The organism is Agrobacterium sp. GD03872 (genome assembly GCF_029840625.1).
GTDB classification, from domain to species: domain Bacteria; phylum Pseudomonadota; class Alphaproteobacteria; order Rhizobiales; family Rhizobiaceae; genus Agrobacterium; species Agrobacterium fabrum_A.
On the sequence record NZ_JAOCCY010000003.1, the window covers coordinates 378,796 to 400,668 of the forward strand.

The following is a 21,873-nucleotide window of genomic DNA, read 5'->3' on the forward strand; positions in this document are numbered from 1 at the left end:
CGAACCGAGATCGGGGACGGAAATGAGCACAGCACCAAGCCCGGCCGCAAGCCGCCTCTCCGTCCTGGACAATCTGCTCTGCGATACCTATCCCTGGGGCGAACTCAAGGGCATCAGTCGTTTTATCGTCGAGTTTCTGTATTTCGGCATCAAGGAAGCCCGCGCCTGCATGTTCGCGGGATTGTTCTTCGTTTCCATCTTCGTGGTGCCGCATGGCGGCGTGCTCGGCATTCCCCGCTATGACGTGCTGCTGATCATTGCGCTCGGCATCCAGTTCTTCATGATCTGGAGCAGGCTCGAAACGCTTGACGAGGCCAAGGCTATCCTGCTGTTCCATATCGTCGGCTTCGCACTGGAAGTGTTCAAGACATCGAGCGCCATCCAGTCATGGTCCTATCCGGATTTCGCCTATAGCAAAGTCCTCGGCGTGCCGCTGTTTTCCGGTTTCATGTATGCGGCCGTCGGCAGCTACATCATTCAGGCATGGCGATTGCTGGATGTGCGCATTCGCCACTATCCCACCTACTGGATGGCGACCCTGATCGGCATCGCCATCTACGCCAACTTCTTCACCCACCACTTCATCGGCGATTACCGCTGGTACATCGCCGCCTGCGCCATCGGTCTCTATTCCCGCGCAACGGTCATCTTCCGCCCCTATGATCGGGATCGAAAGATGCCGCTGCTGCTCGCCTTTATCCTGATCGGCTTTTTCGTCTGGCTGGCGGAAAATATCTCCACCTTCTTCGGCATCTGGAAATATCCCGATCAGCTCGGCGCCTGGTCCGTCGTGCATATCGGCAAATGGAGTTCATGGTCGCTGCTGGTCATCATGACTTTCACGATTGTCGCACACCTCAAGCATATCAAGGCCCGCATTCACATTCCGGAGTAGCATGGGCTCTCCCACAAAACGCCTGCGGATTGCCCATAGCGTCCCGCAAGGCGCGAGAGCTGGAGCGCGTGGCCTGAGTGCTCAGGAGAAGCTAGACTTCTCACGCTGCTCCTTCATCAACCCAAACGCAAAAAGCCGGGCGATCTCTCGCCCGGCTTTTTTTACTCATGACGCCTGAACGGCGTCAAATCTTATGCAGCTTCGGCAGCAGCGGCTTCAGCGGCAACGCGAGCCTTGTCGGCTGCGCCCTTGGCGTCAACGTCACGCTCGACGAATTCAACAACAGCGAGAGCGGCGTTGTCACCCTGGCGGAAGCCGGCCTTCATGATACGCAGGTAGCCGCCATTGCGGGTTGCGTAACGCGAAGCAATCGCGTCGAACAGCTTGCGAACGGCGTCCTGATCCTTGATCTGCGAGATCGCCTGACGACGAGCGTGCAGGTCGCCGCGCTTGCCGAGGGTGACGAGCTTCTCAACGATCGGGCGAATTTCCTTCGCCTTCGGAAGCGTGGTTACGATCTGCTCATGGGTGATGAGCGAAGCAGCCATGTTGGCAAACATTGCCTTGCGGTGGCTGGCGGTTCTATTGAGCTTGCGGCCTGAATTACCGTGGCGCATTGCTATTCTCCTTCTTCGCAGGTTCCTTCTCTAAGGCCTGCCGTTTCCTGGCACATGCAGATGACTTATCTGCTGTTTGACGGGGAAAGGCAGTCTTTGAGGTCTGCCTTCTTGTTTGTTAGTATTGGTCTTCGTAACGCTTTGCGAGATCTTCGATGTTCTCAGGCGGCCATGCCGGCACTTCCATGCCGAGGTGCAGACCCATGGAAGCGAGAACTTCCTTGATTTCGTTCAGCGACTTGCGACCGAAGTTCGGCGTGCGAAGCATTTCGGCTTCGGTCTTCTGGATCAGGTCGCCGATATAAACGATGTTGTCGTTCTTCAGGCAGTTTGCCGAACGAACGGACAGTTCGAGCTCGTCGACCTTCTTGAGAAGCGCCGGGTTGAACGCGAGTTCGGTAACCGATTCTTCTTCTGCTTCCTTCTGCGGCTCGTCGAAGTTGACGAAGACGCCGAGCTGGTCCTGAAGAATGCGAGCGGCGAAGGCAACGGCGTCTTCGCCGGAAACCGAACCGTTGGTCTCGATCGTCATGATCAGCTTGTCATAGTCGAGAACCTGGCCTTCACGGGTGTTTTCCACCTTGTAGGACACTTTCTTGACCGGAGAATAGAGGCTGTCCACCGGAATGAGGCCGATCGGGGCATCTTCCGCGCGATTGCGCTCAGCCGGTACGTAACCCTTGCCGTTGTTGACGGTGAATTCCATGCGGATTTCAGCGCCATCGTCCAGCGTGCAGATCACGTGGTCGGGGTTCAGGATCTCGATGTCGCCAACCGTCTGGATGTCACCAGCGGTCACGGCGCCCGGACCCTGCTTGCGCACGACCATGCGCTTGGAATCATCGCCGTCCATCTTGATGGCGATTTCCTTGATGTTGAGCACGATATCCGTCACATCTTCCCGAACGCCGGGGATGGAGGAGAATTCGTGCAGGACACCGTCGATCTGCACGGCCGTTACAGCGGCGCCGCGCAGAGAAGACAACAGAACGCGACGCAGCGCGTTGCCGAGGGTAAGACCGAAACCACGCTCCAGCGGCTCCGCAACTAGGGTTGCCTTGGTGCGGCTGGACGAGGTGAACTCGACCTTGTTCGGCTTGATAAGTTCCTGCCAGTTCTTCTGAATCATCTTTAAACCTTCCGTTCGCCGCCACCATCCAATCGTGACGGACCGAGCATGAAAACACCGAGAGGAACCAAATTCAGCGGTTCATCGGTGGGTTCTTGAGCGCAAGTCCGCCGATCGAAATCGACGCGCACACGCCAGATACACGAAAATTCCGCCAGACCTGAGGTAAGGCGGAATTTCCGAACCACGGTCGCGTCAGACGCGGCGCTTCTTGCGCGGACGGCAACCGTTGTGCGGGATCGGCGTCACGTCGCGAATGGAAGTGATCATGAAACCGGCAGCCTGCAGGGCGCGAAGTGCCGATTCACGGCCGGAACCCGGACCGCAAACTTCAACTTCAAGCGACTTCATGCCGTGTTCCTGAGCCTTCTTCGCGCAATCTTCAGCAGCGATCTGGGCAGCGAACGGGGTCGACTTGCGCGAACCCTTGAAGCCCTTGGCACCAGCGGACGACCAGGCAATGGCGTTGCCCTGTGCGTCGGTGATGGTGATCATCGTGTTGTTGAAGGTCGAGTTGACGTGCGCGACGCCCGACGTGATGTTCTTACGTTCGCGACGGCGAATACGTGCGGCTTCCTTGGCCATTTTATACCTTTCATTGATCTCTTCACCGCCGTAACACCAGCGGCTACACCGGCGATCAACCCCATTGGAGCTTCACGCCAAACTCAGAAAGGCTGGCGCGGACTGCACCAGCCTCCCCTTTCCGGAGAACCGGAAAATTACTTCTTCTTACCAGCGATAGCCTTCGCCGGACCCTTGCGGGTGCGGGCGTTGGTGTGCGTGCGCTGACCACGGACCGGAAGGCCACGGCGGTGACGCAGGCCGCGGTAGCAACCGAGGTCCATCAGACGCTTGATGTTCATCGAGGTCTCACGACGCAGGTCGCCTTCGACCTGGTAATCGCGGTCGATGGCTTCGCGGATCTGAAGAACTTCAGCATCCGTCAGCTGATGAACGCGCTTGTCAGCCGGCAGGCCGACCTTGTCCATGATTTCCTGCGCGAATTTCGGACCGATCCCGTGAATGTAGGTCAGCGCAATAACAACGCGCTTCGCGGTCGGGATGTTGACGCCAGCGATACGTGCCACGTCTCTTCTCCTTGGTTCCAGTTGCCATCCGGCAAGTGGTGATTCCATTCGAGCGGCCAACAAGACCGCCAGTTCAAATTGGTGTCCGTGACAAGTCAAAACGACCGAACCCGGATTTCCCTTCCCTTAGGGAAATCCGCGCCAGTCGCTTGGGATGTCGCGAGTTGGCGCGGTGTTTAACGGAATCAGCGCAAAAAAGCAACCGGCTCCGCCAAGATTCTTTTACGATCCAAAGGATCAGCCGCCGTGCGGAAGCGAGATATGGGCAAGAGCGCAACAGCCTGGCCCATCCGCTCCGTCGATCAGGCGGAGGCTTTCTCGAGAACGCGCTCAATGGCCTCGGTGACGGCATCGACGTCAGCCATACCGTCAAGTGTCACAAGCTCGCCCTGTTCGCTGTAATAGGCGGACAGCGGCGCGGTCTTCTCCCGATATTCCGTCAGGCGCTTGCGGAACGCTTCCGGATTGTCGTCAGAGCGAACCGTGCCGCCGGCGGCAATGGTTTCAGCCACACGGTTTTCGATTCGGCGAATCAACGCCTCCTCGTCCACCTTCAGTTCGATGACGGCATCAAGGACCAGATTCTTCTTGCGCATGTTGTCGGCAAGCGCCTTGGCCTGCGGAACGGTGCGCGGATAGCCGTCGAGAATAAAGCCCTTGGCACAGTCCGGTGCTTCGATGCGTTCGGAAACGATCTGATTGACGATATCGTCGGAAACAAGCCCGCCGGCATCCATGACGGCCTTGGCGCGTTTGCCGATTTCGGTGCCCGCGCTCACAGCAGCACGAAGCATGTCACCGGTGGAAAGCTGCGGGATCCCGTACTTGTCCGTCAGCCGCTTGGCCTGGGTTCCCTTGCCCGCACCCGGCGGACCCAAAAATATCAGTCTCATCGTCCCCTCTTTCCTCCACGCAACTTCGACTTCTTGATCAGCCCTTCATATTGCTGCGCGATCAGGTGACCCTGGATTTGCGCAACAGTGTCAAGAGTTACACTGACAACGATCAAAAGCGAAGTACCACCAAGGGCTAATGGAATGCCCGTGCGCGCGATAAGTGTCTCAGGAAGGATACACACGAAGACCAGATAAATCGCGCCGACCACGGTGATACGGGTCAGGACGTAATCGATGTACTCCGCGGTGCGTTCGCCCGGACGGATGCCCGGAATGAAGCCGCCATGCTTCTTGAGGTTATCTGCGGTGTCCTTCGGATTGAACACGATCGCCGTGTAGAAGAACGCGAAGAACGCGATCAGCAGGCCGTAAAGCGCCATGAACAGCGGCTGGCCATGCTGCAGCGACGCGATGATCGAGGTCGCCCAGGTCGGCAGGTTGGTGTTACCGGCAAAACCTGCAGCCGTTGCCGGCAGAAGCAACAGCGACGATGCGAAGATCGCGGGAATGACGCCGGCCGTGTTGAGCTTCAGCGGCAGATGCGAGGTATCGCCCTGGAACATCCGGTTGCCGACCTGTCGCTTCGGGTATTGTATCAGCAGACGGCGCTGGGCGCGTTCCACAAAGACAATGAGCGCGATGACGCCGATGGCGACCACGACGACCGTCAGGATGAGCGGCGTCGAAAGCGCACCGGTACGGCCGAGCTCCAGCGTGCCGGCCAGCGCCTTGGGCAGGCCTGCCGCAATGCCCGCGAAGATGATCAGCGAGATACCGTTGCCGATACCGCGCGAGGTGATCTGCTCGCCCAGCCACATCAGGAACATCGTGCCGCCGAGCAGCGTGATGACGGTGGAGATACGGAAGAACCAGCCCGGATCGACCACGAGACCGTTGCCGCTTTCAAGGCCGACCGCAATGCCATAGGCCTGCAGCGTGCCGAGCAGCACCGTGCCGTAGCGCGTATACTGGTTGATGATCTTGCGGCCGGCTTCGCCTTCCTTCTTCAACGCTTCGAGCGACGGCACGACCGAGGTCATGAGCTGCACGATGATCGAAGCGGAGATGTAAGGCATGATGCCGAGCGCGAAGATCGCCATGCGCTCGACGGCGCCGCCCGCAAACATGTTGAAAAGACCGAGAATACCGTTGGCCTGGCCCTGAAATGCCTGCGCATAGGCTTCGGGGTTGAGACCCGGAAGCGGAATGTGGGTGCCGAGACGGTAGACGAGAAGTGCGGCAAGGGTAAACCAGAGACGCTTTTTCAGATCCTCCGCCTTAGCGAAGGTCGAAAAATTCAGGTTCGAAGCCAGTTGTTCCGCTGCTGAAGCCATAAATTTCTCCGAATGACCCTTGCCAGCCAGCAATACCGGCCAATGCGGAAAGGTCTAAAAGATACTGGTTCAAAACCGGGCTTCGGACGAACGCGGCCCTTGGCCGCCATCATGCCTCACCCTGTTTTTTATGTCCTATCCCCTCCCCTACGGAAGTTCAAGAACTGTGAGGCTCTCCCTGCAGCACTTTCTGCCGCAAGCGGGGCCGTTAAAGCACACCGCGAAGAGATTGCCCTGATGCTCTATAAATCGATTTAGATCGAAAGCACCATGGGCCAGGGAGCGCAAACGCCCGGAGCGACGATGCTCCGGGCGTCTGAAGTCTTATATATTACTCAGCGGCTTCTGCTGCAACTGCGAGAAGCTTGATCGAGCCGCCAGCCTTTTCGATCTTTTCGATTGCGGGCTTGGAAGCGCCGGCAACTTCGAAAGCGACCTTGGCCTTCAGCTCGCCGTCGGCGAGAATGCGTACGCCGTCCTTGGCGCGGCGGATAACGCCGGCAGCCTTGAGAGCAGCGGCATCAATCGTTGCGGAAGCGTCAAGCTTCTTGGCGTCGATGGCGGTCTGAATGCGGCCGAGCGATACGACCACATATTCGGAAGCGAAGATGTTGTTGAAACCGCGCTTCGGCAGACGACGGTAGATTGGCATCTGACCGCCTTCGAAACCGTTGATGGCGACGCCCGAACGAGCCTTCTGACCCTTCACACCGCGACCACCGGTCTTGCCCTTGCCGGAACCGATACCGCGACCTACGCGGATACGGTCCTTGGAGGCGCCTTCGTTGTCTCTGATTTCATTGAGTTTCATGATAGGTTACTCCGTCTCACTTCTCGTCAACGACGCGAACGAGATGCTGGACCGCACGGATCATGCCGCGAACCGCAGGGGTGTCTTCCAGGGTGCGCTGACGATGCATCTTGTTGAGACCCAGGCCGATCAGCGTCTGGCGCTGGATTGCCGGGCGGCGAATGGGGCTGCCGATCTGCTCGACCGTAACAGTCTTCTTGGCTTCAGTAGTCTTCTTGGCCATGATCCAGCTCCTTATTCTTCAGAAGCGTTGCCGGAAGCGGCACGACGAGCCTGAAGGGTCGCATACTTCAGACCGCGCTGTGCAGCGATGTCCTTCGGATGAACCTGATGCTTCAGAGCGTCAAACGTAGCGCGAACCATGTTGTACGGGTTCGAGGAACCGGTCGACTTGGCAACAACGTCATGAACGCCGAGCGTTTCGAAAACGGCGCGCATCGGACCACCGGCGATGATACCGGTACCGGCCTTGGCCGAACGCAGCAGAACCTTGCCTGCGCCGTGACGGCCATTGACGTCGTGGTGCAGCGTGCGGCCATCGCGCAGCGGAACGAAGATCAGATCGCGCTTTGCGCTCTCGGTTGCCTTGCGGATCGCTTCCGGAACTTCACGAGCCTTGCCGTGACCGAAGCCAACGCGGCCCTTCTGGTCGCCAACGACGACGAGAGCGGCGAAGCCGAAGCGACGGCCACCCTTAACAACCTTTGCAACGCGGTTGATCGCGACCAGCTTGTCGACGAATTCGCTATCGCGCTCTTCGCGGTTCTGACGCTCTTCGCGGGAACCTCTTTTATCCTGTGCCATTGTCCTTGTCCTTTTTCTTTTGCGGGTGGAACGGCAAACGAAAAGACCAGCGGTCCCGATGAAGAGATCCGCATGGTCCGGTGAAATTCCGCCCGGATCGTTGTCCGGGCGGAAAAAAATCAGAAGTTCAGGCCGCCTTCGCGGGCAGCGTCTGCCAGGGCCTTGATGCGGCCGTGGTAGATGAACGCGCCACGGTCGAATACGACATCCTTGACGCCAGCCTTGACGCCACGCTCAGCAACCAGCTTGCCGACAACGGTTGCTGCTGCAACGTCGGCACCGGTCTTGAGCGAGCCGCGCAGATCGGCTTCGAGCGTGGAGGCAGACGCAAGCGTCTTGCCAGCAACGTCATCGATGATCTGGGCGTAGATGTTCTTCGACGAGCGATGAACCGACAGGCGCGGGCGGCCGTTGGCAACCGCCTTGATCTGGCGGCGCACACGGCTCGCGCGACGTGCAAGTGCTTCTTTCCTGCTAGCCATTTCGCGTGATCCTTACTTCTTCTTGCCTTCTTTGCGGACAATACGCTCTTCAGCGTACTTCACGCCCTTGCCCTTGTAGGGCTCGGGACCGCGGTATTCGCGGATTTCCGCGGCTACCTGGCCAACCTGCTGCTTGTTGATGCCGGAAACGATGATTTCCGTGGGCTTCGGAACGGCAATGGTGATGCCGACCGGCGGCTCGTAAACAACGTCATGCGAGAAGCCGAGAGCCAGCTGCAGGTTCTTGCCCTGCATGGCGGCACGGTAACCGACGCCGTTGATTTCGAGCTTGCGCTCATAGCCGTCCTTAACACCCTTGAAGATGTTCTCGATCATCGTGCGGGACATGCCCCACTTCGAACGAGCTTCCTTGGTGCCGTTAGCCGGCGTTACGGAAACGCCGTTATCTTCGAGCTTCAGCTGAATGTCGTCGTTAGCGACGAAAAACAGTTCGCCCTTCGGGCCCTTAGCAGTGACCTTCTGGCCGTCGACATTGGCCGTCACACCTGCGGGAACCGGAACGGGCTTTTTACCGATACGAGACATTATTCAATCCTGTCTGTTCGTTATGGAGATCCTTGCCCAGTCTTAGAAGACCGAGCAAAGAACCTCGCCACCAACGTTCTGTTCGCGAGCCTGGTGATCGGCCATCACGCCCTTCGGGGTCGAAAGGATGGTGATGCCGAGGCCGTTCGCGACCTGCGGAATGGACTTTACCGAGACATAAACCCGGCGGCCCGGCTTGGAAACGCGGCCGATCTCACGGATCACGGACGCGCCTTCGTAGTACTTCAGCTCGATCGTGAATTCGGACTTGCCGTTTTCGAAATCGACCTTGGAATAACCGCGAATGTAGCCCTCAGACTGCAGCACGTCGAGAACGCGTGCGCGGAGGCTGGAAGCGGGCGTGCTTACCGACGACTTGCGGCGAGCAGCACCATTGCGGATGCGGGTGAGCATATCACCCAAAGGATCAGTCATGGTCATGTGCCCGTCTCCTTACCAGCTCGACTTGACAATGCCCGGCACCTTGCCGGAATTGCCCAGCTCACGAAGCGCGATACGCGACATCTTGAGCTTGCGATAGAACGCGCGCGGACGGCCCGTTACTTCGCAGCGGTTGCGGATACGCGTCTTCGAGCCGTCACGCGGCAGCGAAGCGAGCTTCAGAGTGGCCTTGAACCGGTCTTCGATCGGAAGGGACTGGTTCATCACGATCGCCTTCAGTGCGGCGCGCTTGGCGGCCTGCTGGGCGACCGACTTGCGGCGGCGCTTGTTCTTTTCAACTGCGCTTGTTTTCGCCATATCGGAGTTCCTTTTCTACGCTCGTCGTTACGGTTAGTGACGGAACGGGAAGTTGAACTCTGTCAGCAGAGCCCGAGCTTCGTCGTCCGACGTCGCCGTCGTGCAAACGATGATGTCCATGCCCCACATCTGATCAACCTTATCGTAGTTGATCTCAGGGAACACAATGTGTTCCTTGATGCCCATGGCGAAGTTGCCACGGCCGTCAAAGCTCTTCGGGTTCAGGCCCCGGAAGTCGCGAACGCGCGGAAGCGCGATGTTGACCAGACGATCAAGGAATTCGTACATGCGGGCGCCACGAAGGGTAACCTTCGCACCGATCGGCATGCCTTCGCGAACCTTGAAACCTGCGATCGAGTTGCGAGCGCGGGTAACCACCGGCTTCTGGCCGGCAATCGCAGCCAGGTCACCGGCAGCGATGGTGGGCTTCTTGGAGTCGGCAGTCGCCTCGCCAACACCCATGTTGATCACGATCTTTTCAAGCTTCGGGATCATCATCACGTTGGCGTAGGAGAACTTCTCCTGCATGGCGCCACGGATACGGGAAACGTATTCCGTCTTGAGACGCGGCTCGTACTTATCAGCCATCGATCACTTCTCCCGAACGCTTGGCCACGCGGACCTTCTTGCCATCCACAACCGAGAAGCCAACGCGGGTCGGCTTGCCATCCTTGTCGACGATGGCAATGTTGGAGATGTGCAAGGATGCTTCCTTGTTGATGATGCCGGCTTCCTGGGCCTGGGTCTGGCGCTGGTGACGCTTCACCATGTTGACGCCACGCACAACGGCCCGATCTTCCTTCGGCAAAACCTGGATTACTTCGCCGGTACGGCCCTTGTCCTTACCGGTCAATACGACAACCTTGTCGCCTTTACGAATCTTCTGCATCGCATTCGCTCCTTACAGTACTTCCGGAGCCAGCGAGATGATCTTCATGTGGTTCTTGGCGCGAAGTTCGCGCGGAACCGGTCCGAAGATACGGGTGCCGATGGGCTCTTTCTTGTTGTCGATAAGAACGGCTGCGTTGTTATCGAAACGGATGACGCTGCCGTCAGCGCGGCGGATGTCCTTGGCGGTGCGCACGACAACCGCCTTCATCACGTCGCCCTTCTTGACGCGGCCGCGCGGAATAGCTTCCTTGATGGAAACGACAATAATGTCGCCAACAGAAGCATATTTGCGCTTCGAGCCGCCCAGCACCTTGATGCACATGACACGACGTGCGCCGGAATTATCCGCCACGTCGAGGTTTGTTTGCATCTGAATCATGTCAGGTCGCCTTCTTGTTGTTACCGGAACGGTTGGGCAAACTCTCCCGAGCAAGCCCCCTGCCCCAGCTTATGAATATCTCTTTTTTTGCGCGGAAATGTCGTGACAGGGTGGTTTCCCGAAGGACCTTCCGTGCGCATCAAAGCAAAAGACGCTCGATTCACGAGCGTCCTTGCGGTGCTTCATACAGGAATTCGCGCCAAGTGCAAGACACCTGGCGCGATTCTGATGAAATTAAGCCTGGGCGGAAACGACCGTCCAGCGCTTGTCCTTGGAGATCGGTGCGCATTCCTCGATGGAAACGACATCGCCGACCTTATACTGATTGTTTTCGTCGTGTGCCTTGTACTTCTTCGAACGACGAACAGTCTTCTGAAGCAGCGGGTGAGCGAATCGACGCTCAACGCGAACTACGACAGTCTTCTCGTTCTTGTCGGACACAACGACGCCCTGCAGAATGCGTTTCGGCATATTATTCTTCCTTAGGCCTTGGCTTCTGCCGCCTTCTGGCGGGCAATGGTTTTAACGCGGGCGATATCCTTGCGGACTTCGTTGATGCGCGAGGACTTCTCCAGCTGACCAGTTGCCTTCTGGAAGCGCAGGTTGAACTGCTCCTTCTTCAGATCGGCGAGCTTGTCCTTGAGCTGGTCGGCGCTGAGGCCGCGAACTTCATCGGCTTTCATGTGCCTTGCTCCTTACTCTGCGATGCGCTGTACGAAGCGCGTCTTGACCGAGAGCTTGGCAGCGCCGAGACGAAGCGCCTCACGGGCGATTTCCTCGGACACACCGTCGATCTCGAACATCATACGACCGGGCTTGACCTTGCATGCCCAGTAATCGACCGAACCCTTGCCCTTACCCATACGAACTTCGGTCGGCTTGGCCGTTACCGGAACGTCGGGGAATACGCGGATCCACACACGACCTGCGCGCTTCATGTAACGCGTGATCGCGCGGCGGGCCGCTTCGATCTCGCGTGCATTCACGCGGTTCGGTTCCTGCGACTTCAAGCCGAATTCACCGAATGCCAGGTCAAAGCCGCCCTTGGCGACGCCCTTGATGCGTCCCTTGAACTGCTTACGGTACTTAGTACGCTTTGGCTGCAACATTTTCTTACTTCTCCGAGCTTATCTTTCGCCAGCGTCAATCAAGCGTTTTCGCGACGACGATCGGGACGATCGCCACGCTCACGGCTTGCAGGGCCCTGTGCGTCGCCTTCGAGACCGCGACGCTCAGAAGCCATCGGATCGTGCTCAAGGATTTCGCCCTTGAAGATCCAGACCTTGATGCCGCAAATACCGAATGCGGTTTCAGCTTCAGCCGTGCCGTAGTCGATGTCCGCACGCAGCGTGTGCAGCGGAACGCGACCTTCGCGGTACCATTCGGTACGAGCGATTTCTGCACCGCCGAGACGGCCGCCGCAGGTGATCTTGATGCCTTCGGCGCCAAGACGCATTGCGGACTGAACAGCACGCTTCATCGCACGGCGGAAAGCCACGCGGCGCTCGAGCTGCTGAGCGATCGACTGGGCAACCAGCGTCGCGTCGATTTCCGGCTTGCGCACTTCAACGATGTTGAGGTGCGTTTCGGAGTTGGTCATTTCGGAAAGCTTCTTGCGAAGCTTCTCGATGTCCGCACCCTTCTTGCCGATGATCAGACCCGGACGAGCCGAGTGGATCGTGACGCGGCACTTCTTGTGCGGACGCTCGATGACGACCTTGGCGATGCCGGCCTGCTTGAGTTCCTTGATCAGGTAAGCCCGGATCTTCAGGTCTTCATGCAGAAGCTTGCCGTATTCTGCGGTGTCAGCGTACCAGCGGCTGTCCCAGGTACGGTTGATGCCGAGACGGAAGCCGATCGGATTGATTTTCTGACCCATTATGCGGCCTCCCCTTTTTCCTCGACTTCACGAACGACGATCGTGAGGTGAGAGAACGGCTTTTCGATGCGGGAAGCACGACCACGGCCACGAGCGTGGAAACGCTTCATGGTGATGGACTTGCCAACATAGGCCTCGGCGACGACGAGAGCGTCGACGTCGAGGTCGTGGTTGTTTTCCGCATTGGCAATTGCAGATTCCAGCGTCTTCTTGACGGTGCCTGCAATGCGCTTGCGGGAGAATTCGAGCTCGGCGAGAGCGCGATCAACCTTCTTGCCACGGATAAGAGCGGCAACCAGGTTCAGTTTCTGGGGGCTGACGCGGAGCGTACGGGCAACGGCCTGAGCCTCGTTGTCCTTCAGCCGGCGTTCGGTCTTAGCCTTCGCCATGATTACTTCCTCTTTGCCTTCTTGTCCGCGCCGTGACCGTAATAGGTACGGGTCGGAGAGAATTCACCGAACTTGTGGCCGACCATGTCTTCGTTGACGGAGACGGGCACATGCTTGCTGCCGTTGTAGACGCCGAAGGTCAGACCAACGAACTGCGGCAGGATCGTGGAGCGACGGCTCCAGATCTTGATTACTTCGTTACGTCCGCTCTCGCGCACCTTCTCAGCCTTGGTGAGAAGATAGCCGTCAACAAACGGACCTTTCCATACTGAACGAGCCATTAGTGACTACCTCTCTTACTTCTTACGCTGATGGCGCGAGCGCATGATGAACTTGTCGGTCGACTTGTTCGAACGGGTGCGCTTGCCCTTCGTGGGCTTGCCCCACGGAGTAACCGGGTGGCGACCACCCGACGTGCGACCTTCACCACCACCGTGCGGGTGGTCGACCGGGTTCATGACGACGCCGCGAACGTGCGGACGCTTGCCGCGCCAACGGGAACGACCGGCCTTGCCGTCGTTGATGTTGGCGTGGTCCGAGTTCGAAACAGCACCGATCGATGCGAGGCAGGAGCCGTGCACCAGACGCTGTTCGCCCGAGTTGAGACGCAGGATGGCCATGCCGGCATCGCGGCCGACGAGCTGGACATACGTACCGGCGGAGCGAGCGATCTGACCGCCCTTGCCCGGCTTCATCTCGACGTTGTGGATGATCGAACCGACCGGAATGTACTGAAGCGGCATGGTGTTGCCGGGCTTCACGTCCACTGCCTTGTCGGAGGCGATCACCTTGTCACCGGCAGCGAGACGCTGTGGCGCGAGAATGTAAGCCTGTTCGCCGTCGGTATACGTAACCAGCGCGATGAACGCGGTGCGGTTGGGGTCGTATTCCAGACGTTCAACGGTGCCTTCAACGTCGAACTTGCGACGCTTGAAGTCAACCAGACGGTAGGTCCGCTTGTGACCGCCACCCTGGAAACGGACGGTGATCCGGCCCTGGTTGTTACGGCCACCCTTGGAGCTGAGGCCCTGGGTGAGAGCCTTTACCGGCTTGCCCTTGTAGAGCGAAGCGCGGTCCACGATAACCAGCTGGCGCTGGCTCGGCGTGGTCGGATTGAAACTTTTCAATGCCATTTTCTTGTTCCCTTTTGGGTCTTTGCCCGCTTGGGCCTAACCTTTAGAGTCCGGTGGACACGTCGATGGATTGACCTTCGGCGAGCGTAACGACGGCTTTCTTGACGTCCTTCAGCTTACCGGCGAATCCACGGAAACGACGGGTCTTACCCTTGCGGATAAGCGTGTTCACAGCCGTGACTTTGACGCCGAAGAGAGCTTCCACGGCAGCCTTGATTTCAGGCTTGGAAGCATTCTTGGCGACGTTGAATACGACCTGGTTCTGTTCGGATACCAGCGTCGACTTTTCCGTGATCGAAGGAGATACGATCACATCGTAGTGGCGAAGATCCGTCATTTGAACCGCTCCTCCAGAGCCTCTACAGCAGCCTTGGAAAGCACCAGCTTGCCACGGCGCAGGATGTCGTAAACATTGATGCCCTGAACCGGCAGAACGTCCACATTCGGGATGTTCTGAGCAGCGAGCTTGAAGTTGCCATCAAGTTCGGCGCCGCCGATAACGAGAGCGTTGGTCAGGCCAAGCGAAGCGAAGCTGCCCAGCAGAGCCTTGGTCTTTGCTTCGGACGCAACGAGCTGATCGACGATGATCAGTTCTTCAGCCTTCAGCTTTGCAGACAGGGCGTGACGCAGAGCGAGCGCACGAACCTTCTTCGGAAGATCGTGTGCATGGCTGCGAACGACCGGGCCGTGGGCCTTGCCGCCGCCGCGGAACTGCGGTGCGCGAGCCGAATGGTGACGAGCGCGGCCCGTACCCTTCTGCTTGTACATCTTCGCGCCGGTGCGGGAAACTTCCGACCGGCTCTTGGACTTGTGGGTTCCCTGCTGCTTCTTTGCAAGCTGCCAGCGAACCATGCGGGCCAGGATGTCCTGGCGGGGGTCGAGGCCGAAGATCTCATCCGACAGAGAAACCTTGCCGGCGTCTTTTCCCTCGAGGGTCTTGACGTTCAATTCCATGATAAGGCTCCCTTACTTCGCAGCCGACTTGACGGCGTCGCGGACGATGATCCAGGAACCCTTCGAACCGGGAACTGCACCCTTCACGAGGATGAGGCCACGGTCTTCATCAGTCGAAACGACTTCGAGGTTCTGGGTCGTAACGCGGGTCTGGCCCATATGACCAGCCATGCGCTTGCCCTTCCAGACGCGACCCGGATCCTGGTTGGAACCGGTCGAACCGTGTGCACGGTGCGAGATCGAGTTACCGTGCGAAGCGCGACCACCACCGAAGTTGTGACGCTTCATAGCACCGGCGAAACCCTTACCGATCGTGGTTCCGGTGACGTCGACCAGCTGGCCGGTCTGAAAATGATTTGCGGTCAGTGTTGCACCGATGTCGATCAGGTTCTCGGGGGAAACCCGGAACTCGACGAGCTTTGCTTTCGGTTCGACATTGGCAGCGGCAAAATGACCGCGAAGAGCCTTCGTCGTGTTCTTGACCTTGGACTGGCCGGCACCGAGCTGAACTGCGGTATAGCCATTCTTGTCTTCCGTGCGCTGGGCAACGACTTGTACGTTATCCAGTCGCAATACTGTTACGGGGATATGTTCACCTGCGTCGTTATAGACGCGTGTCATACCCACTTTCTGTGCAATCACACCTGAACGCATTGGTTCATCCTCTTGCGAGCCTTGAAGGGAAAACCCTCTCTGGCCTTTGTTAAGGAGTGCCCTTCGACATCTCACGATGTTTCCGGTCTCCGGTTTGGAAGTCGTTGGATTACTCCACGTACCTTCCTTGTTATTTCAGCCCTCACCATGGATGGTTCGGGCCGGGTCTTAGAGCTTGATTTCCACGTCAACGCCAGCAGCGAGGTCGAGCTTCATCAGAGCATCGACAGTCTGCGGGGTGGGGTCAACGATATCGAGAAGACGCTTGTGCGTCCGCATTTCGAACTGTTCACGGCTCTTCTTATCAACGTGGGGAGAGCGGTTGACGGTAAACTTTTCGATGCGGGTGGGGAGCGGAACCGGGCCGCGAACGCTGGCGCCGGTGCGCTTTGCGGTCGACACGATTTCACGGGTAGAGGCATCGAGGATCCGGTGATCGAACGCCTTGAGGCGGATACGGATATTCTGGCCGTTCATTCGTCTTGTCCTTGTTCTTTGTTATTCGTTTCCGCACGCGGAAACACATGAACTTCTATTGATCGTGGCGCCGCAGATTTTCAAAAATCGAGAGGGATGTGCGTCACACCCCAATCATTTCGGTAGTCTGTATTGCTAAAAACACCGCGTTTCGCAATCGCTTGCGAATCCAGCGGTGATTGTGAGTGCGCGTTTACGCGCTTTCACCGAATTTTTCAAGCACTAAAAATGCAACGCCGCCAGGCTTTTTACCAAAAGTCCGGCGGCGGTGCTGTTCACACCGCCGCCAGTCTGAATTTCAAAGGTCGAAATTACTCGACGATCGAAGCCACGATGCCTGCGCCGACGGTACGGCCGCCTTCGCGGATAGCGAAGCGCAGCTTTTCTTCCATCGCGATCGGAACGATCAGCTCGACGTCAACGGTGACGTTGTCGCCAGGCATAACCATTTCCGTGCCTTCCGGAAGCGTCACGATGCCCGTTACGTCCGTCGTGCGGAAGTAGAACTGCGGACGGTAGTTCGTGAAGAACGGCGTATGACGGCCGCCTTCTTCCTTCGTCAGGATGTAGGCTTCGGCCTTGAACTTCTTGTGCGGCTTCACCGAACCCGGCTTGCACAGGATCTGGCCACGCTCGACGCCGTCACGGTTAACACCGCGAACCAGTGCGCCGATGTTGTCGCCGGCCTGGCCCTGGTCGAGCAGCTTGCGGAACATTTCAACGCCGGTAACCGTCGTCTTCGAGGTCGGACGGATGCCGACGATCTCGACTTCTTCACCAACCTTGACGATACCGCGCTCAACGCGACCCGTCACAACCGTACCACGGCCGGAGATCGAGAACACGTCTTCGATCGGCATCAGGAACGGCTGGTCGATCGGACGCTCAGGCGTCGGGATGTAGGCGTCGACAGCAGCCATCAGCTCGCGGATCGCGTCTTCACCGATCTTCTTGTCAGAATCTTCAAGAGCGGCAAGTGCCGAACCCTTGACGATCGGAATGTCGTCGCCCGGGAAGTCGTAGGACGACAGAAGTTCGCGAACTTCAAGCTCGACGAGCTCGAGAAGCTCGGCGTCGTCAACCTGGTCGACCTTGTTGAGGAACACGACGATCGCCGGAACGCCAACCTGACGGGCAAGCAGGATATGCTCGCGGGTCTGCGGCATCGGGCCGTCGGCTGCCGAGCAAACCAGGATCGCGCCGTCCATCTGCGCTGCACCGGTGATCATGTTCTTCACGTAGTCGGCGTGGCCGGGGCAGTCGACGTGCGCGTAGTGACGGGCAGGCGTTTCGTATTCAACGTGCGCCGTCGAAATCGTGATGCCACGGGCCTTTTCTTCAGGCGCGGCGTCGATCTGGTCATACGCCTTGAATTCGCCGAAGAACTTCGTGATCGCTGCCGTCAGCGACGTCTTGCCATGGTCAACGTGACCGATCGTGCCAATGTTGACGTGCGGCTTATTGCGCTCAAACTTGCTCTTTGCCATTAGTGGCTCTCCATTCTTGTCCCTTGACGGGAATAATCTTCAAAATTCGGTGGGGCGTACCCCGATCACTTCTGACCGGAGTACTTAGCCTGGATTTCCTGCGCCACGTTCGACGGAACCGGCGAATAGTGGTCGAACGTCATCGAGTACTGTGCACGGCCCTGCGACATGGAGCGCAGGTTGTCGACGTACTTGAACATGTTCGCGAGCGGAACATGCGCGTTGATGACAACGGCGATACCACGGCTTTCCTGACCCTGGATCTGACCACGACGGGAGTTCAGGTCGCCGATAACGTCGCCGACATAGTCTTCCGGCGTTACGACTTCGACCTTCATCATCGGCTCGAGAAGCTGTGCGCCAGCCTTCTTCGCTGCTTCACGGAAGCAGGCACGCGATGCGATTTCGAAGGCGAGAACCGACGAGTCAACATCGTGGAATGCACCGTCGACCAGCGTCGCCTTGACGCCGAGCATCGGGAAGCCAGCCAGCGGACCGGAAGACAGAACGCTTTCGATACCCTTCTGAACGCCCGGGATGTATTCCTTCGGAACAGCACCGCCGACGATCTTCGACTCGAACTTGAAGTCTTCGCCTTCGGGGTTCGGTTCGAAGATGATCTTCACGCGAGCGAACTGACCGGTACCACCGGACTGCTTCTTGTGCGTGTAATCTTCTTCGTGCTGACGCGTGATGGTTTCGCGGTAGGCAACCTGCGGAGCGCCGACGGTTGCTTCAACCTTGAACTCGCGACGCATACGGTCAACGAGAATGTCGAGGTGAAGTTCGCCCATGCCCGCGATGATCGTCTGACCGGATTCTTCATCCGTCTTGACGCGGAACGAAGGATCTTCAGCAGCCAGACGGTTGAGCGCGAGGCCCATCTTTTCCTGGTCGCCCTTGGTCTTCGGCTCGATCGCGATCTGGATGACCGGCTCGGGGAATTCCATGCGCTCGAGGATAACCGGCTTCAGCGGATCGCAGAGCGTGTCGCCAGTGGTGGTTTCCTTGAGGCCAGCCAGAGCAACGATGTCGCCGGCAAAGGCTTCTTCGATGTCTTCACGGCTGTTGGAGTGCATCTGCAGCATACGGCCGACGCGCTCGCGCTTGTCCTTGACCGTGTTGATGACAGACGTACCCTTTTCGAGCTTGCCCGAGTAGATACGTGCGAAGGTCAGCGAACCGACGAAGGGGTCGTTCATGATCTTGAACGCGAGCATGGAAAGCGGCTCGCTGTCGTCGGCATGACGCTCGATTTCGGCTTCGGTCTTGAAGTCGATACCCTTGATCGCCGGAATGTCCAGCGGAGACGGCAGGTAGTCGACGACGGCGTCGAGAAGCGGCTGAACGCCCTTGTTCTTGAACGCGGTGCCGCAGAACATCGGGTGGAACTTCACGTCGATGGTGCCGCGGCGAACGAGCGCACGGATCTTGTCGTTGTCGGGCATGATGCCGTTCAGGTAGTCTTCCATCGCTTCTTCGTCGATCTCGACAACGGTCTCGATCAGCTTTTCGCGATATTCGTCAGCCTTGGCCTTCATGTCATCGGGGATTTCGACGACGTCCCACTGAGCGCCGAGCGATTCGTCGCGCCAGATGAGTGCGTTCATCTCGATCAGGTCGATAACGCCCTTGAACTCGGTCTCAGCGCCGATCGGCAGCTGCATGACAACGGCGATGGCGCCGAGACGGGTCTTGATCATTTCTACCGAGCGGTAGAAGTCAGCACCGGTCTTGTCCATCTTGTTGCAGAAGATCATGCGCGGAACATGATACTTCTCGGCCTGGCGCCAAACGGTTTCCGTCTGCGGCTCAACACCGGCGTTGGCGTCGAGCAGCGCGATGGCGCCGTCGAGAACGCGCAGCGAACGCTCAACTTCAATGGTGAAGTCGACGTGGCCGGGGGTGTCGATGATGTTGAAGCGGCGCATCTTGCCGTCGCGACCCTTCCAGAAGGTCGTGGTGGCAGCGGAGGTGATGGTGATACCACGCTCCTGCTCCTGCTCCATCCAGTCCATCGTGGCAGCGCCATCGTGGACTTCGCCGATCTTGTGCGACTTACCGGTGTAATAAAGGATACGCTCGGTGGTCGTCGTCTTGCCGGCGTCGATATGCGCCATGATACCGAAATTGCGGTAGTCTTCGATTTTATATTCGCGAGCCATAATGGACTGCCTTTCGATATGCGACCGGTTAAGATTACCAGCGGTAATGCGAGAATGCGCGGTTGGCGTCGGCCATCTTGTGCGTGTCTTCGCGCTTCTTGACAGCGGAACCACGGTTGTTCGCGGCGTCCATGAGTTCGCCGGAAAGGCGATCGACCATGGTCGTTTCGTTGCGCTTGCGAGCAGCAGTGATCAGCCAGCGGATGGCGAGAGCCTGGCGGCGCTCCGGACGAACATCGACCGGGACCTGATACGTGGCACCACCAACGCGGCGCGAACGCACTTCAACGTGCGGAGCAACGTTGTCGAGGGCGGAGTGGAACACGCCGAGCGGCTCCTGCTTCGTCTTGCCCTGAACGACGTCGAACGCGCCGTAAACGATGCTTTCTGCGACCGACTTCTTGCCGTGAAGCATGATGGCATTCATGAACTTGGTGACGACCAGATCGCCGAACTTCGGGTCCGGGTTGATCTCACGCTTTTCTGCACTATGGCGACGGGACATATTCTTTGTCTCTCAATGTTATTGACGCTAAACCACGCGGAGAACCTCGCGCAGCGCCGGAATTTGTTAAACCCGAATTACTTCGGACGCTTCGCACCGTACTTGGAGCGGCGCTGCTTGCGGTTCTTGACGCCCTGGGTATCGAGAACACCGCGGATGATGTGGTAACGCACGCCCGGCAAGTCCTTTACGCGGCCGCCGCGGATCATGACCACGGAGTGTTCCTGAAGGTTGTGACCTTCGCCCGGAATGTAGCCGATGACTTCGAAGCCGTTGGTGAGGCGGATCTTGGCAACCTTACGCAGAGCCGAGTTCGGCTTCTTCGGGGTCGTCGTGTAAACGCGGGTGCAAACGCCACGCTTCTGCGGGTTTTCCTGAAGAGCAGGAACCTTGTTGCGCTTTACCTGTGCCTGGCGAGGCTTGCGGATCAGCTGGTTTACGGTAGGCATATAACCATCCCTTGCAAAAACTACTTTAGCCACCCTCACGGGTGGCGGCTATGCCGTTGCCGGCGACGATGCACGCATATATCCTCATGCGCAAAACGTGGCCCGATCCGTTTTCACGGATGGACCACCAAGAGCAGAGGACACCGGATGAGGCGTCTTGCGTGCAACATTCGTGTCTTCTACGTGCAATGGAGACCCGTTTGAGATGATGTTCGGGAAAAAGGTTACCGAACGGCCAGCACCCACAGAGGCTCCGATGGCGGGCGTACTACTGTTTTAGCCAGCTTTCGTCAAGGGCGAATCCACATTTTGCGCCGCCACCCATGGCCGCAAAGCCCACGTCCGGGCCATTTCCAACCCGCTTTAACATAAGTCGGCGCAGAAGGCAGCGATTTTGACCTCCACGCTTTGGCTTTTCATAAAATCCGTCTATTGATTCCCCATGGCGGGCCGGAGCGGCTCCGCCATGGGCGGGACCGATTCCCTCGGCCCGCATCACAGCAACGACAGATCAAGGAACCGCGTCATGAGCACCCTCCCCGACAACGACAACGGACGCGACGAGCCGATGGTCTTCATCGTCATCGGCAAGGCCTATGAGACCGACAATTCCGAGGGCATCGACATCCACGTCATCCTGCGCGCGCCGGACGACGATACCGCCGTGCGCGAAACGCTGAACGCGCTTTCCGAGGAAGGTTTCATCGAAGCCGACCTCGACCAGATCGGCATGCTGACCGACGTCCCGGATGAAGAGCCGCATGCCTCCGCCTATCAGGGCGCGCTCGAAGGCGAAGTGGCCATCATCCGCTTCGCCTGAGGTGCAGGACCATGGCGGTAAGACGCGTCGTCGCCAATATTGCAACGCCCGACCCCGCTGGATCGTTACCCATGCCAGCCCGCTCGAAGCGAGAGCACAGGTCAGTTTCGCACGCGAAGGCGGTTCCGGCACGGATGTGCCGGATCTTTCCATCGAGGTCGATAATTTCGACGACGTCCATGCCAGCATCCAGAAGGCCGGCCTGGCGATCGAATACGGCCCCGCCGTCGAGACGTGGGGCGTCCGCCGAATGTTCGTGCGCGATCCGTTCGGCAAACTTGTCAATATATTAAGTCACGCATAGATTATATACTTTAAATACAATCG

At 58.3% G+C, this 21,873-nt stretch carries 33 protein-coding genes and 1 pseudogene; 3 read left to right on the plus strand and 31 right to left on the minus strand.

Annotated features, from left to right (window positions below):
* Positions 1-22: 22 nt before the first annotated feature.
* A complete protein-coding gene (locus tag N5D22_RS09490) occupies positions 23-895 on the plus strand; it encodes a DUF817 domain-containing protein (RefSeq protein WP_279656168.1) in 873 nt (290 codons plus the stop codon).
* 191 nt (positions 896-1,086) lie between these two features.
* On the opposite strand, the gene rplQ is transcribed toward N5D22_RS09490, so the two are convergent.
* The 31 genes from rplQ to rpsL all read right to left on the minus strand — a co-directional run bounded on the left by rplQ (position 1,087) and on the right by rpsL (position 20,726).
* The gene (gene rplQ / locus N5D22_RS09495; protein ID WP_220329524.1) at positions 1,087-1,512 is read right to left on the minus strand and encodes a 50S ribosomal protein L17; all 426 of its coding nucleotides are present in this window, start codon (positions 1,510-1,512) and stop codon (positions 1,087-1,089) included.
* A 118-nt stretch (positions 1,513-1,630) separates the two neighbouring features.
* Positions 1,631-2,641: a DNA-directed RNA polymerase subunit alpha gene (locus N5D22_RS09500; RefSeq protein WP_003495228.1), complete on the minus strand. Its 1,011-nt coding sequence runs from the start codon at positions 2,639-2,641 to the stop codon at positions 1,631-1,633.
* A gap of 195 nt (positions 2,642-2,836) precedes the next feature.
* Entirely contained in the window at positions 2,837-3,226 is a 390-nt protein-coding gene (gene rpsK, locus N5D22_RS09505; RefSeq protein WP_003521013.1) for a 30S ribosomal protein S11, read from the minus strand.
* Between the two features lie 137 nt (positions 3,227-3,363).
* The gene (rpsM, locus tag N5D22_RS09510) at positions 3,364-3,732 is read right to left on the minus strand and encodes a 30S ribosomal protein S13 (RefSeq protein ID WP_003516122.1); all 369 of its coding nucleotides are present in this window, start codon (positions 3,730-3,732) and stop codon (positions 3,364-3,366) included.
* A gap of 302 nt (positions 3,733-4,034) precedes the next feature.
* The gene (locus N5D22_RS09515) at positions 4,035-4,625 is read right to left on the minus strand and encodes an adenylate kinase (protein WP_003507790.1); all 591 of its coding nucleotides are present in this window, start codon (positions 4,623-4,625) and stop codon (positions 4,035-4,037) included.
* Entirely contained in the window at positions 4,622-5,962 is a 1,341-nt protein-coding gene (gene secY, locus N5D22_RS09520; protein WP_279656169.1) for a preprotein translocase subunit SecY, read from the minus strand. The genes N5D22_RS09515 and secY overlap by 4 nt, the downstream gene beginning before the upstream one ends.
* Before the next feature lie 331 nt (positions 5,963-6,293).
* Entirely contained in the window at positions 6,294-6,773 is a 480-nt protein-coding gene (rplO, locus tag N5D22_RS09525; RefSeq protein WP_003521009.1) for a 50S ribosomal protein L15, read from the minus strand.
* A 16-nt stretch (positions 6,774-6,789) separates the two neighbouring features.
* Positions 6,790-6,996, minus strand: coding sequence for a 50S ribosomal protein L30 (gene rpmD, locus N5D22_RS09530; RefSeq protein WP_020812287.1), 207 nt, complete (start codon positions 6,994-6,996; stop codon positions 6,790-6,792).
* Between the two features lie 11 nt (positions 6,997-7,007).
* A complete protein-coding gene (gene rpsE / locus N5D22_RS09535; RefSeq protein WP_004442585.1) occupies positions 7,008-7,577 on the minus strand; it encodes a 30S ribosomal protein S5 in 570 nt (189 codons plus the stop codon).
* Positions 7,578-7,696: 119 nt separating this feature from the next.
* On the minus strand, positions 7,697-8,059 hold the full coding sequence (gene rplR, locus N5D22_RS09540; RefSeq protein ID WP_003521008.1) for a 50S ribosomal protein L18: 363 nt from the start codon (positions 8,057-8,059) through the stop codon (positions 7,697-7,699).
* Positions 8,060-8,071: 12 nt separating this feature from the next.
* Entirely contained in the window at positions 8,072-8,605 is a 534-nt protein-coding gene (gene rplF / locus N5D22_RS09545; RefSeq protein WP_003495204.1) for a 50S ribosomal protein L6, read from the minus strand.
* A 42-nt stretch (positions 8,606-8,647) separates the two neighbouring features.
* Positions 8,648-9,046 (minus strand): 30S ribosomal protein S8, encoded by a 399-nt coding sequence (gene rpsH, locus N5D22_RS09550; RefSeq protein ID WP_004442588.1) that lies wholly within the window; start codon positions 9,044-9,046, stop codon positions 8,648-8,650.
* 12 nt (positions 9,047-9,058) lie between these two features.
* Positions 9,059-9,364 carry a 30S ribosomal protein S14 gene (rpsN, locus tag N5D22_RS09555; RefSeq protein WP_003507785.1) on the minus strand — a complete coding sequence of 102 codons (306 nt, stop codon included), beginning with the start codon at positions 9,362-9,364 and terminating at the stop codon, positions 9,059-9,061.
* A gap of 33 nt (positions 9,365-9,397) precedes the next feature.
* Positions 9,398-9,952: a 50S ribosomal protein L5 gene (gene rplE, locus N5D22_RS09560; protein WP_003495201.1), complete on the minus strand. Its 555-nt coding sequence runs from the start codon at positions 9,950-9,952 to the stop codon at positions 9,398-9,400.
* The gene (gene rplX / locus N5D22_RS09565) at positions 9,945-10,253 is read right to left on the minus strand and encodes a 50S ribosomal protein L24 (protein ID WP_003521006.1); all 309 of its coding nucleotides are present in this window, start codon (positions 10,251-10,253) and stop codon (positions 9,945-9,947) included. Before rplX ends, rplE begins: the two co-directional genes overlap by 8 nt.
* Positions 10,254-10,265: 12 nt before the next feature.
* A complete protein-coding gene (rplN, locus tag N5D22_RS09570; RefSeq protein ID WP_003495199.1) occupies positions 10,266-10,634 on the minus strand; it encodes a 50S ribosomal protein L14 in 369 nt (122 codons plus the stop codon).
* A 234-nt stretch (positions 10,635-10,868) separates the two neighbouring features.
* Positions 10,869-11,105, minus strand: coding sequence for a 30S ribosomal protein S17 (gene rpsQ / locus N5D22_RS09575; RefSeq protein WP_003495195.1), 237 nt, complete (start codon positions 11,103-11,105; stop codon positions 10,869-10,871).
* Between the two features lie 11 nt (positions 11,106-11,116).
* Positions 11,117-11,317 carry a 50S ribosomal protein L29 gene (rpmC, locus tag N5D22_RS09580; protein ID WP_003495193.1) on the minus strand — a complete coding sequence of 67 codons (201 nt, stop codon included), beginning with the start codon at positions 11,315-11,317 and terminating at the stop codon, positions 11,117-11,119.
* A gap of 12 nt (positions 11,318-11,329) precedes the next feature.
* Entirely contained in the window at positions 11,330-11,743 is a 414-nt protein-coding gene (rplP, locus tag N5D22_RS09585) for a 50S ribosomal protein L16 (RefSeq protein WP_003495190.1), read from the minus strand.
* Positions 11,744-11,781: 38 nt separating this feature from the next.
* Positions 11,782-12,513 carry a 30S ribosomal protein S3 gene (gene rpsC, locus N5D22_RS09590; RefSeq protein ID WP_003495188.1) on the minus strand — a complete coding sequence of 244 codons (732 nt, stop codon included), beginning with the start codon at positions 12,511-12,513 and terminating at the stop codon, positions 11,782-11,784.
* Positions 12,513-12,902, minus strand: a complete 390-nt coding sequence (rplV, locus tag N5D22_RS09595) for a 50S ribosomal protein L22 (protein WP_065113658.1) — start codon at positions 12,900-12,902, stop codon at positions 12,513-12,515. Before rplV ends, rpsC begins: the two co-directional genes overlap by 1 nt.
* A gap of 2 nt (positions 12,903-12,904) precedes the next feature.
* On the minus strand, positions 12,905-13,183 hold the full coding sequence (gene rpsS, locus N5D22_RS09600; protein WP_003507772.1) for a 30S ribosomal protein S19: 279 nt from the start codon (positions 13,181-13,183) through the stop codon (positions 12,905-12,907).
* 15 nt (positions 13,184-13,198) lie between these two features.
* Positions 13,199-14,035 (minus strand): 50S ribosomal protein L2, encoded by an 837-nt coding sequence (gene rplB, locus N5D22_RS09605; protein ID WP_003521004.1) that lies wholly within the window; start codon positions 14,033-14,035, stop codon positions 13,199-13,201.
* A gap of 43 nt (positions 14,036-14,078) precedes the next feature.
* Positions 14,079-14,372 carry a 50S ribosomal protein L23 gene (locus tag N5D22_RS09610; RefSeq protein ID WP_003521003.1) on the minus strand — a complete coding sequence of 98 codons (294 nt, stop codon included), beginning with the start codon at positions 14,370-14,372 and terminating at the stop codon, positions 14,079-14,081.
* Positions 14,369-14,989 (minus strand): 50S ribosomal protein L4, encoded by a 621-nt coding sequence (gene rplD, locus N5D22_RS09615; protein WP_279656170.1) that lies wholly within the window; start codon positions 14,987-14,989, stop codon positions 14,369-14,371. Before rplD ends, N5D22_RS09610 begins: the two co-directional genes overlap by 4 nt.
* A gap of 12 nt (positions 14,990-15,001) precedes the next feature.
* Positions 15,002-15,643, minus strand: a complete 642-nt coding sequence (rplC, locus tag N5D22_RS09620) for a 50S ribosomal protein L3 (RefSeq protein WP_004442604.1) — start codon at positions 15,641-15,643, stop codon at positions 15,002-15,004.
* A 168-nt stretch (positions 15,644-15,811) separates the two neighbouring features.
* Positions 15,812-16,120, minus strand: coding sequence for a 30S ribosomal protein S10 (rpsJ, locus tag N5D22_RS09625; protein ID WP_003507767.1), 309 nt, complete (start codon positions 16,118-16,120; stop codon positions 15,812-15,814).
* Positions 16,121-16,431: 311 nt separating this feature from the next.
* A complete protein-coding gene (gene tuf / locus N5D22_RS09630; RefSeq protein ID WP_279656171.1) occupies positions 16,432-17,607 on the minus strand; it encodes an elongation factor Tu in 1,176 nt (391 codons plus the stop codon).
* 65 nt (positions 17,608-17,672) lie between these two features.
* On the minus strand, positions 17,673-19,772 hold the full coding sequence (gene fusA, locus N5D22_RS09635; RefSeq protein ID WP_279656172.1) for an elongation factor G: 2,100 nt from the start codon (positions 19,770-19,772) through the stop codon (positions 17,673-17,675).
* A gap of 34 nt (positions 19,773-19,806) precedes the next feature.
* The gene (rpsG, locus tag N5D22_RS09640) at positions 19,807-20,277 is read right to left on the minus strand and encodes a 30S ribosomal protein S7 (RefSeq protein WP_003507761.1); all 471 of its coding nucleotides are present in this window, start codon (positions 20,275-20,277) and stop codon (positions 19,807-19,809) included.
* A 77-nt stretch (positions 20,278-20,354) separates the two neighbouring features.
* Positions 20,355-20,726 carry a 30S ribosomal protein S12 gene (gene rpsL / locus N5D22_RS09645; protein WP_003507760.1) on the minus strand — a complete coding sequence of 124 codons (372 nt, stop codon included), beginning with the start codon at positions 20,724-20,726 and terminating at the stop codon, positions 20,355-20,357.
* A gap of 526 nt (positions 20,727-21,252) precedes the next feature.
* On the opposite strand from rpsL, the gene N5D22_RS09650 reads away from it, so the two are divergent.
* Positions 21,253-21,546, plus strand: coding sequence for a hypothetical protein (locus N5D22_RS09650; RefSeq protein WP_035262574.1), 294 nt, complete (start codon positions 21,253-21,255; stop codon positions 21,544-21,546).
* A gap of 11 nt (positions 21,547-21,557) precedes the next feature.
* Positions 21,558-21,850: pseudogene (locus N5D22_RS09655) on the plus strand (VOC family protein).
* The last annotated feature ends 23 nt before the right edge of the window (positions 21,851-21,873 follow it).

Excerpts from the sequence above, each read along its gene's own strand:
- rplB (WP_003521004.1), bottom strand. The coding sequence starts at position 14,035 with ATGGCATTGAAAAGTTTCAATCCGACCACGCCGAGCCAGCGCCAGCTG.
- rplV (WP_065113658.1), bottom strand. The coding sequence starts at position 12,902 with ATGGCGAAGGCTAAGACCGAACGCCGGCTGAAGGACAACGAGGCTCAG.
- rplO (WP_003521009.1), bottom strand. The coding sequence starts at position 6,773 with ATGAAACTCAATGAAATCAGAGACAACGAAGGCGCCTCCAAGGACCGT.
- rpsG (WP_003507761.1), bottom strand. The coding sequence starts at position 20,277 with ATGTCCCGTCGCCATAGTGCAGAAAAGCGTGAGATCAACCCGGACCCG.
- rpsE (WP_004442585.1), bottom strand. The coding sequence starts at position 7,577 with ATGGCACAGGATAAAAGAGGTTCCCGCGAAGAGCGTCAGAACCGCGAA.
- rplN (WP_003495199.1), bottom strand. The coding sequence starts at position 10,634 with ATGATTCAGATGCAAACAAACCTCGACGTGGCGGATAATTCCGGCGCA.
- rpsH (WP_004442588.1), bottom strand. The coding sequence starts at position 9,046 with ATGACCATGACTGATCCTTTGGGTGATATGCTCACCCGCATCCGCAAT.
- N5D22_RS09500 (WP_003495228.1), bottom strand. The coding sequence starts at position 2,641 with ATGATTCAGAAGAACTGGCAGGAACTTATCAAGCCGAACAAGGTCGAG.
- N5D22_RS09650 (WP_035262574.1), top strand. The coding sequence starts at position 21,253 with ATGAGCACCCTCCCCGACAACGACAACGGACGCGACGAGCCGATGGTC.
- rpmC (WP_003495193.1), bottom strand. The coding sequence starts at position 11,317 with ATGAAAGCCGATGAAGTTCGCGGCCTCAGCGCCGACCAGCTCAAGGAC.
- fusA (WP_279656172.1), bottom strand. The coding sequence starts at position 19,772 with ATGGCTCGCGAATATAAAATCGAAGACTACCGCAATTTCGGTATCATG.
- rpsS (WP_003507772.1), bottom strand. The coding sequence starts at position 13,183 with ATGGCTCGTTCAGTATGGAAAGGTCCGTTTGTTGACGGCTATCTTCTC.
- rplF (WP_003495204.1), bottom strand. The coding sequence starts at position 8,605 with ATGTCTCGTATCGGTAAAAAGCCCGTTCCGGTTCCCGCAGGTGTGACG.
- rpsQ (WP_003495195.1), bottom strand. The coding sequence starts at position 11,105 with ATGCCGAAACGCATTCTGCAGGGCGTCGTTGTGTCCGACAAGAACGAG.
- rpsC (WP_003495188.1), bottom strand. The coding sequence starts at position 12,513 with ATGGGTCAGAAAATCAATCCGATCGGCTTCCGTCTCGGCATCAACCGT.
- rplQ (WP_220329524.1), bottom strand. The coding sequence starts at position 1,512 with ATGCGCCACGGTAATTCAGGCCGCAAGCTCAATAGAACCGCCAGCCAC.
- rpsJ (WP_003507767.1), bottom strand. The coding sequence starts at position 16,120 with ATGAACGGCCAGAATATCCGTATCCGCCTCAAGGCGTTCGATCACCGG.
- rplR (WP_003521008.1), bottom strand. The coding sequence starts at position 8,059 with ATGGCTAGCAGGAAAGAAGCACTTGCACGTCGCGCGAGCCGTGTGCGC.
- rpsN (WP_003507785.1), bottom strand. The coding sequence starts at position 9,364 with ATGGCGAAAACAAGCGCAGTTGAAAAGAACAAGCGCCGCCGCAAGTCG.
- rplP (WP_003495190.1), bottom strand. The coding sequence starts at position 11,743 with ATGTTGCAGCCAAAGCGTACTAAGTACCGTAAGCAGTTCAAGGGACGC.
- N5D22_RS09610 (WP_003521003.1), bottom strand. The coding sequence starts at position 14,372 with ATGACGGATCTTCGCCACTACGATGTGATCGTATCTCCTTCGATCACG.
- rplE (WP_003495201.1), bottom strand. The coding sequence starts at position 9,952 with ATGGCTGATAAGTACGAGCCGCGTCTCAAGACGGAATACGTTTCCCGT.
- rpsK (WP_003521013.1), bottom strand. The coding sequence starts at position 3,226 with ATGGCCAAGGAAGCCGCACGTATTCGCCGTCGCGAACGTAAGAACATC.
- secY (WP_279656169.1), bottom strand. The coding sequence starts at position 5,962 with ATGGCTTCAGCAGCGGAACAACTGGCTTCGAACCTGAATTTTTCGACC.
- rpmD (WP_020812287.1), bottom strand. The coding sequence starts at position 6,996 with ATGGCCAAGAAGACTACTGAAGCCAAGAAGACTGTTACGGTCGAGCAG.
- tuf (WP_279656171.1), bottom strand. The coding sequence starts at position 17,607 with ATGGCAAAGAGCAAGTTTGAGCGCAATAAGCCGCACGTCAACATTGGC.
- rplX (WP_003521006.1), bottom strand. The coding sequence starts at position 10,253 with ATGCAGAAGATTCGTAAAGGCGACAAGGTTGTCGTATTGACCGGTAAG.
- rpsL (WP_003507760.1), bottom strand. The coding sequence starts at position 20,726 with ATGCCTACCGTAAACCAGCTGATCCGCAAGCCTCGCCAGGCACAGGTA.
- N5D22_RS09515 (WP_003507790.1), bottom strand. The coding sequence starts at position 4,625 with ATGAGACTGATATTTTTGGGTCCGCCGGGTGCGGGCAAGGGAACCCAG.
- rplC (WP_004442604.1), bottom strand. The coding sequence starts at position 15,643 with ATGCGTTCAGGTGTGATTGCACAGAAAGTGGGTATGACACGCGTCTAT.
- rplD (WP_279656170.1), bottom strand. The coding sequence starts at position 14,989 with ATGGAATTGAACGTCAAGACCCTCGAGGGAAAAGACGCCGGCAAGGTT.
- N5D22_RS09490 (WP_279656168.1), top strand. The coding sequence starts at position 23 with ATGAGCACAGCACCAAGCCCGGCCGCAAGCCGCCTCTCCGTCCTGGAC.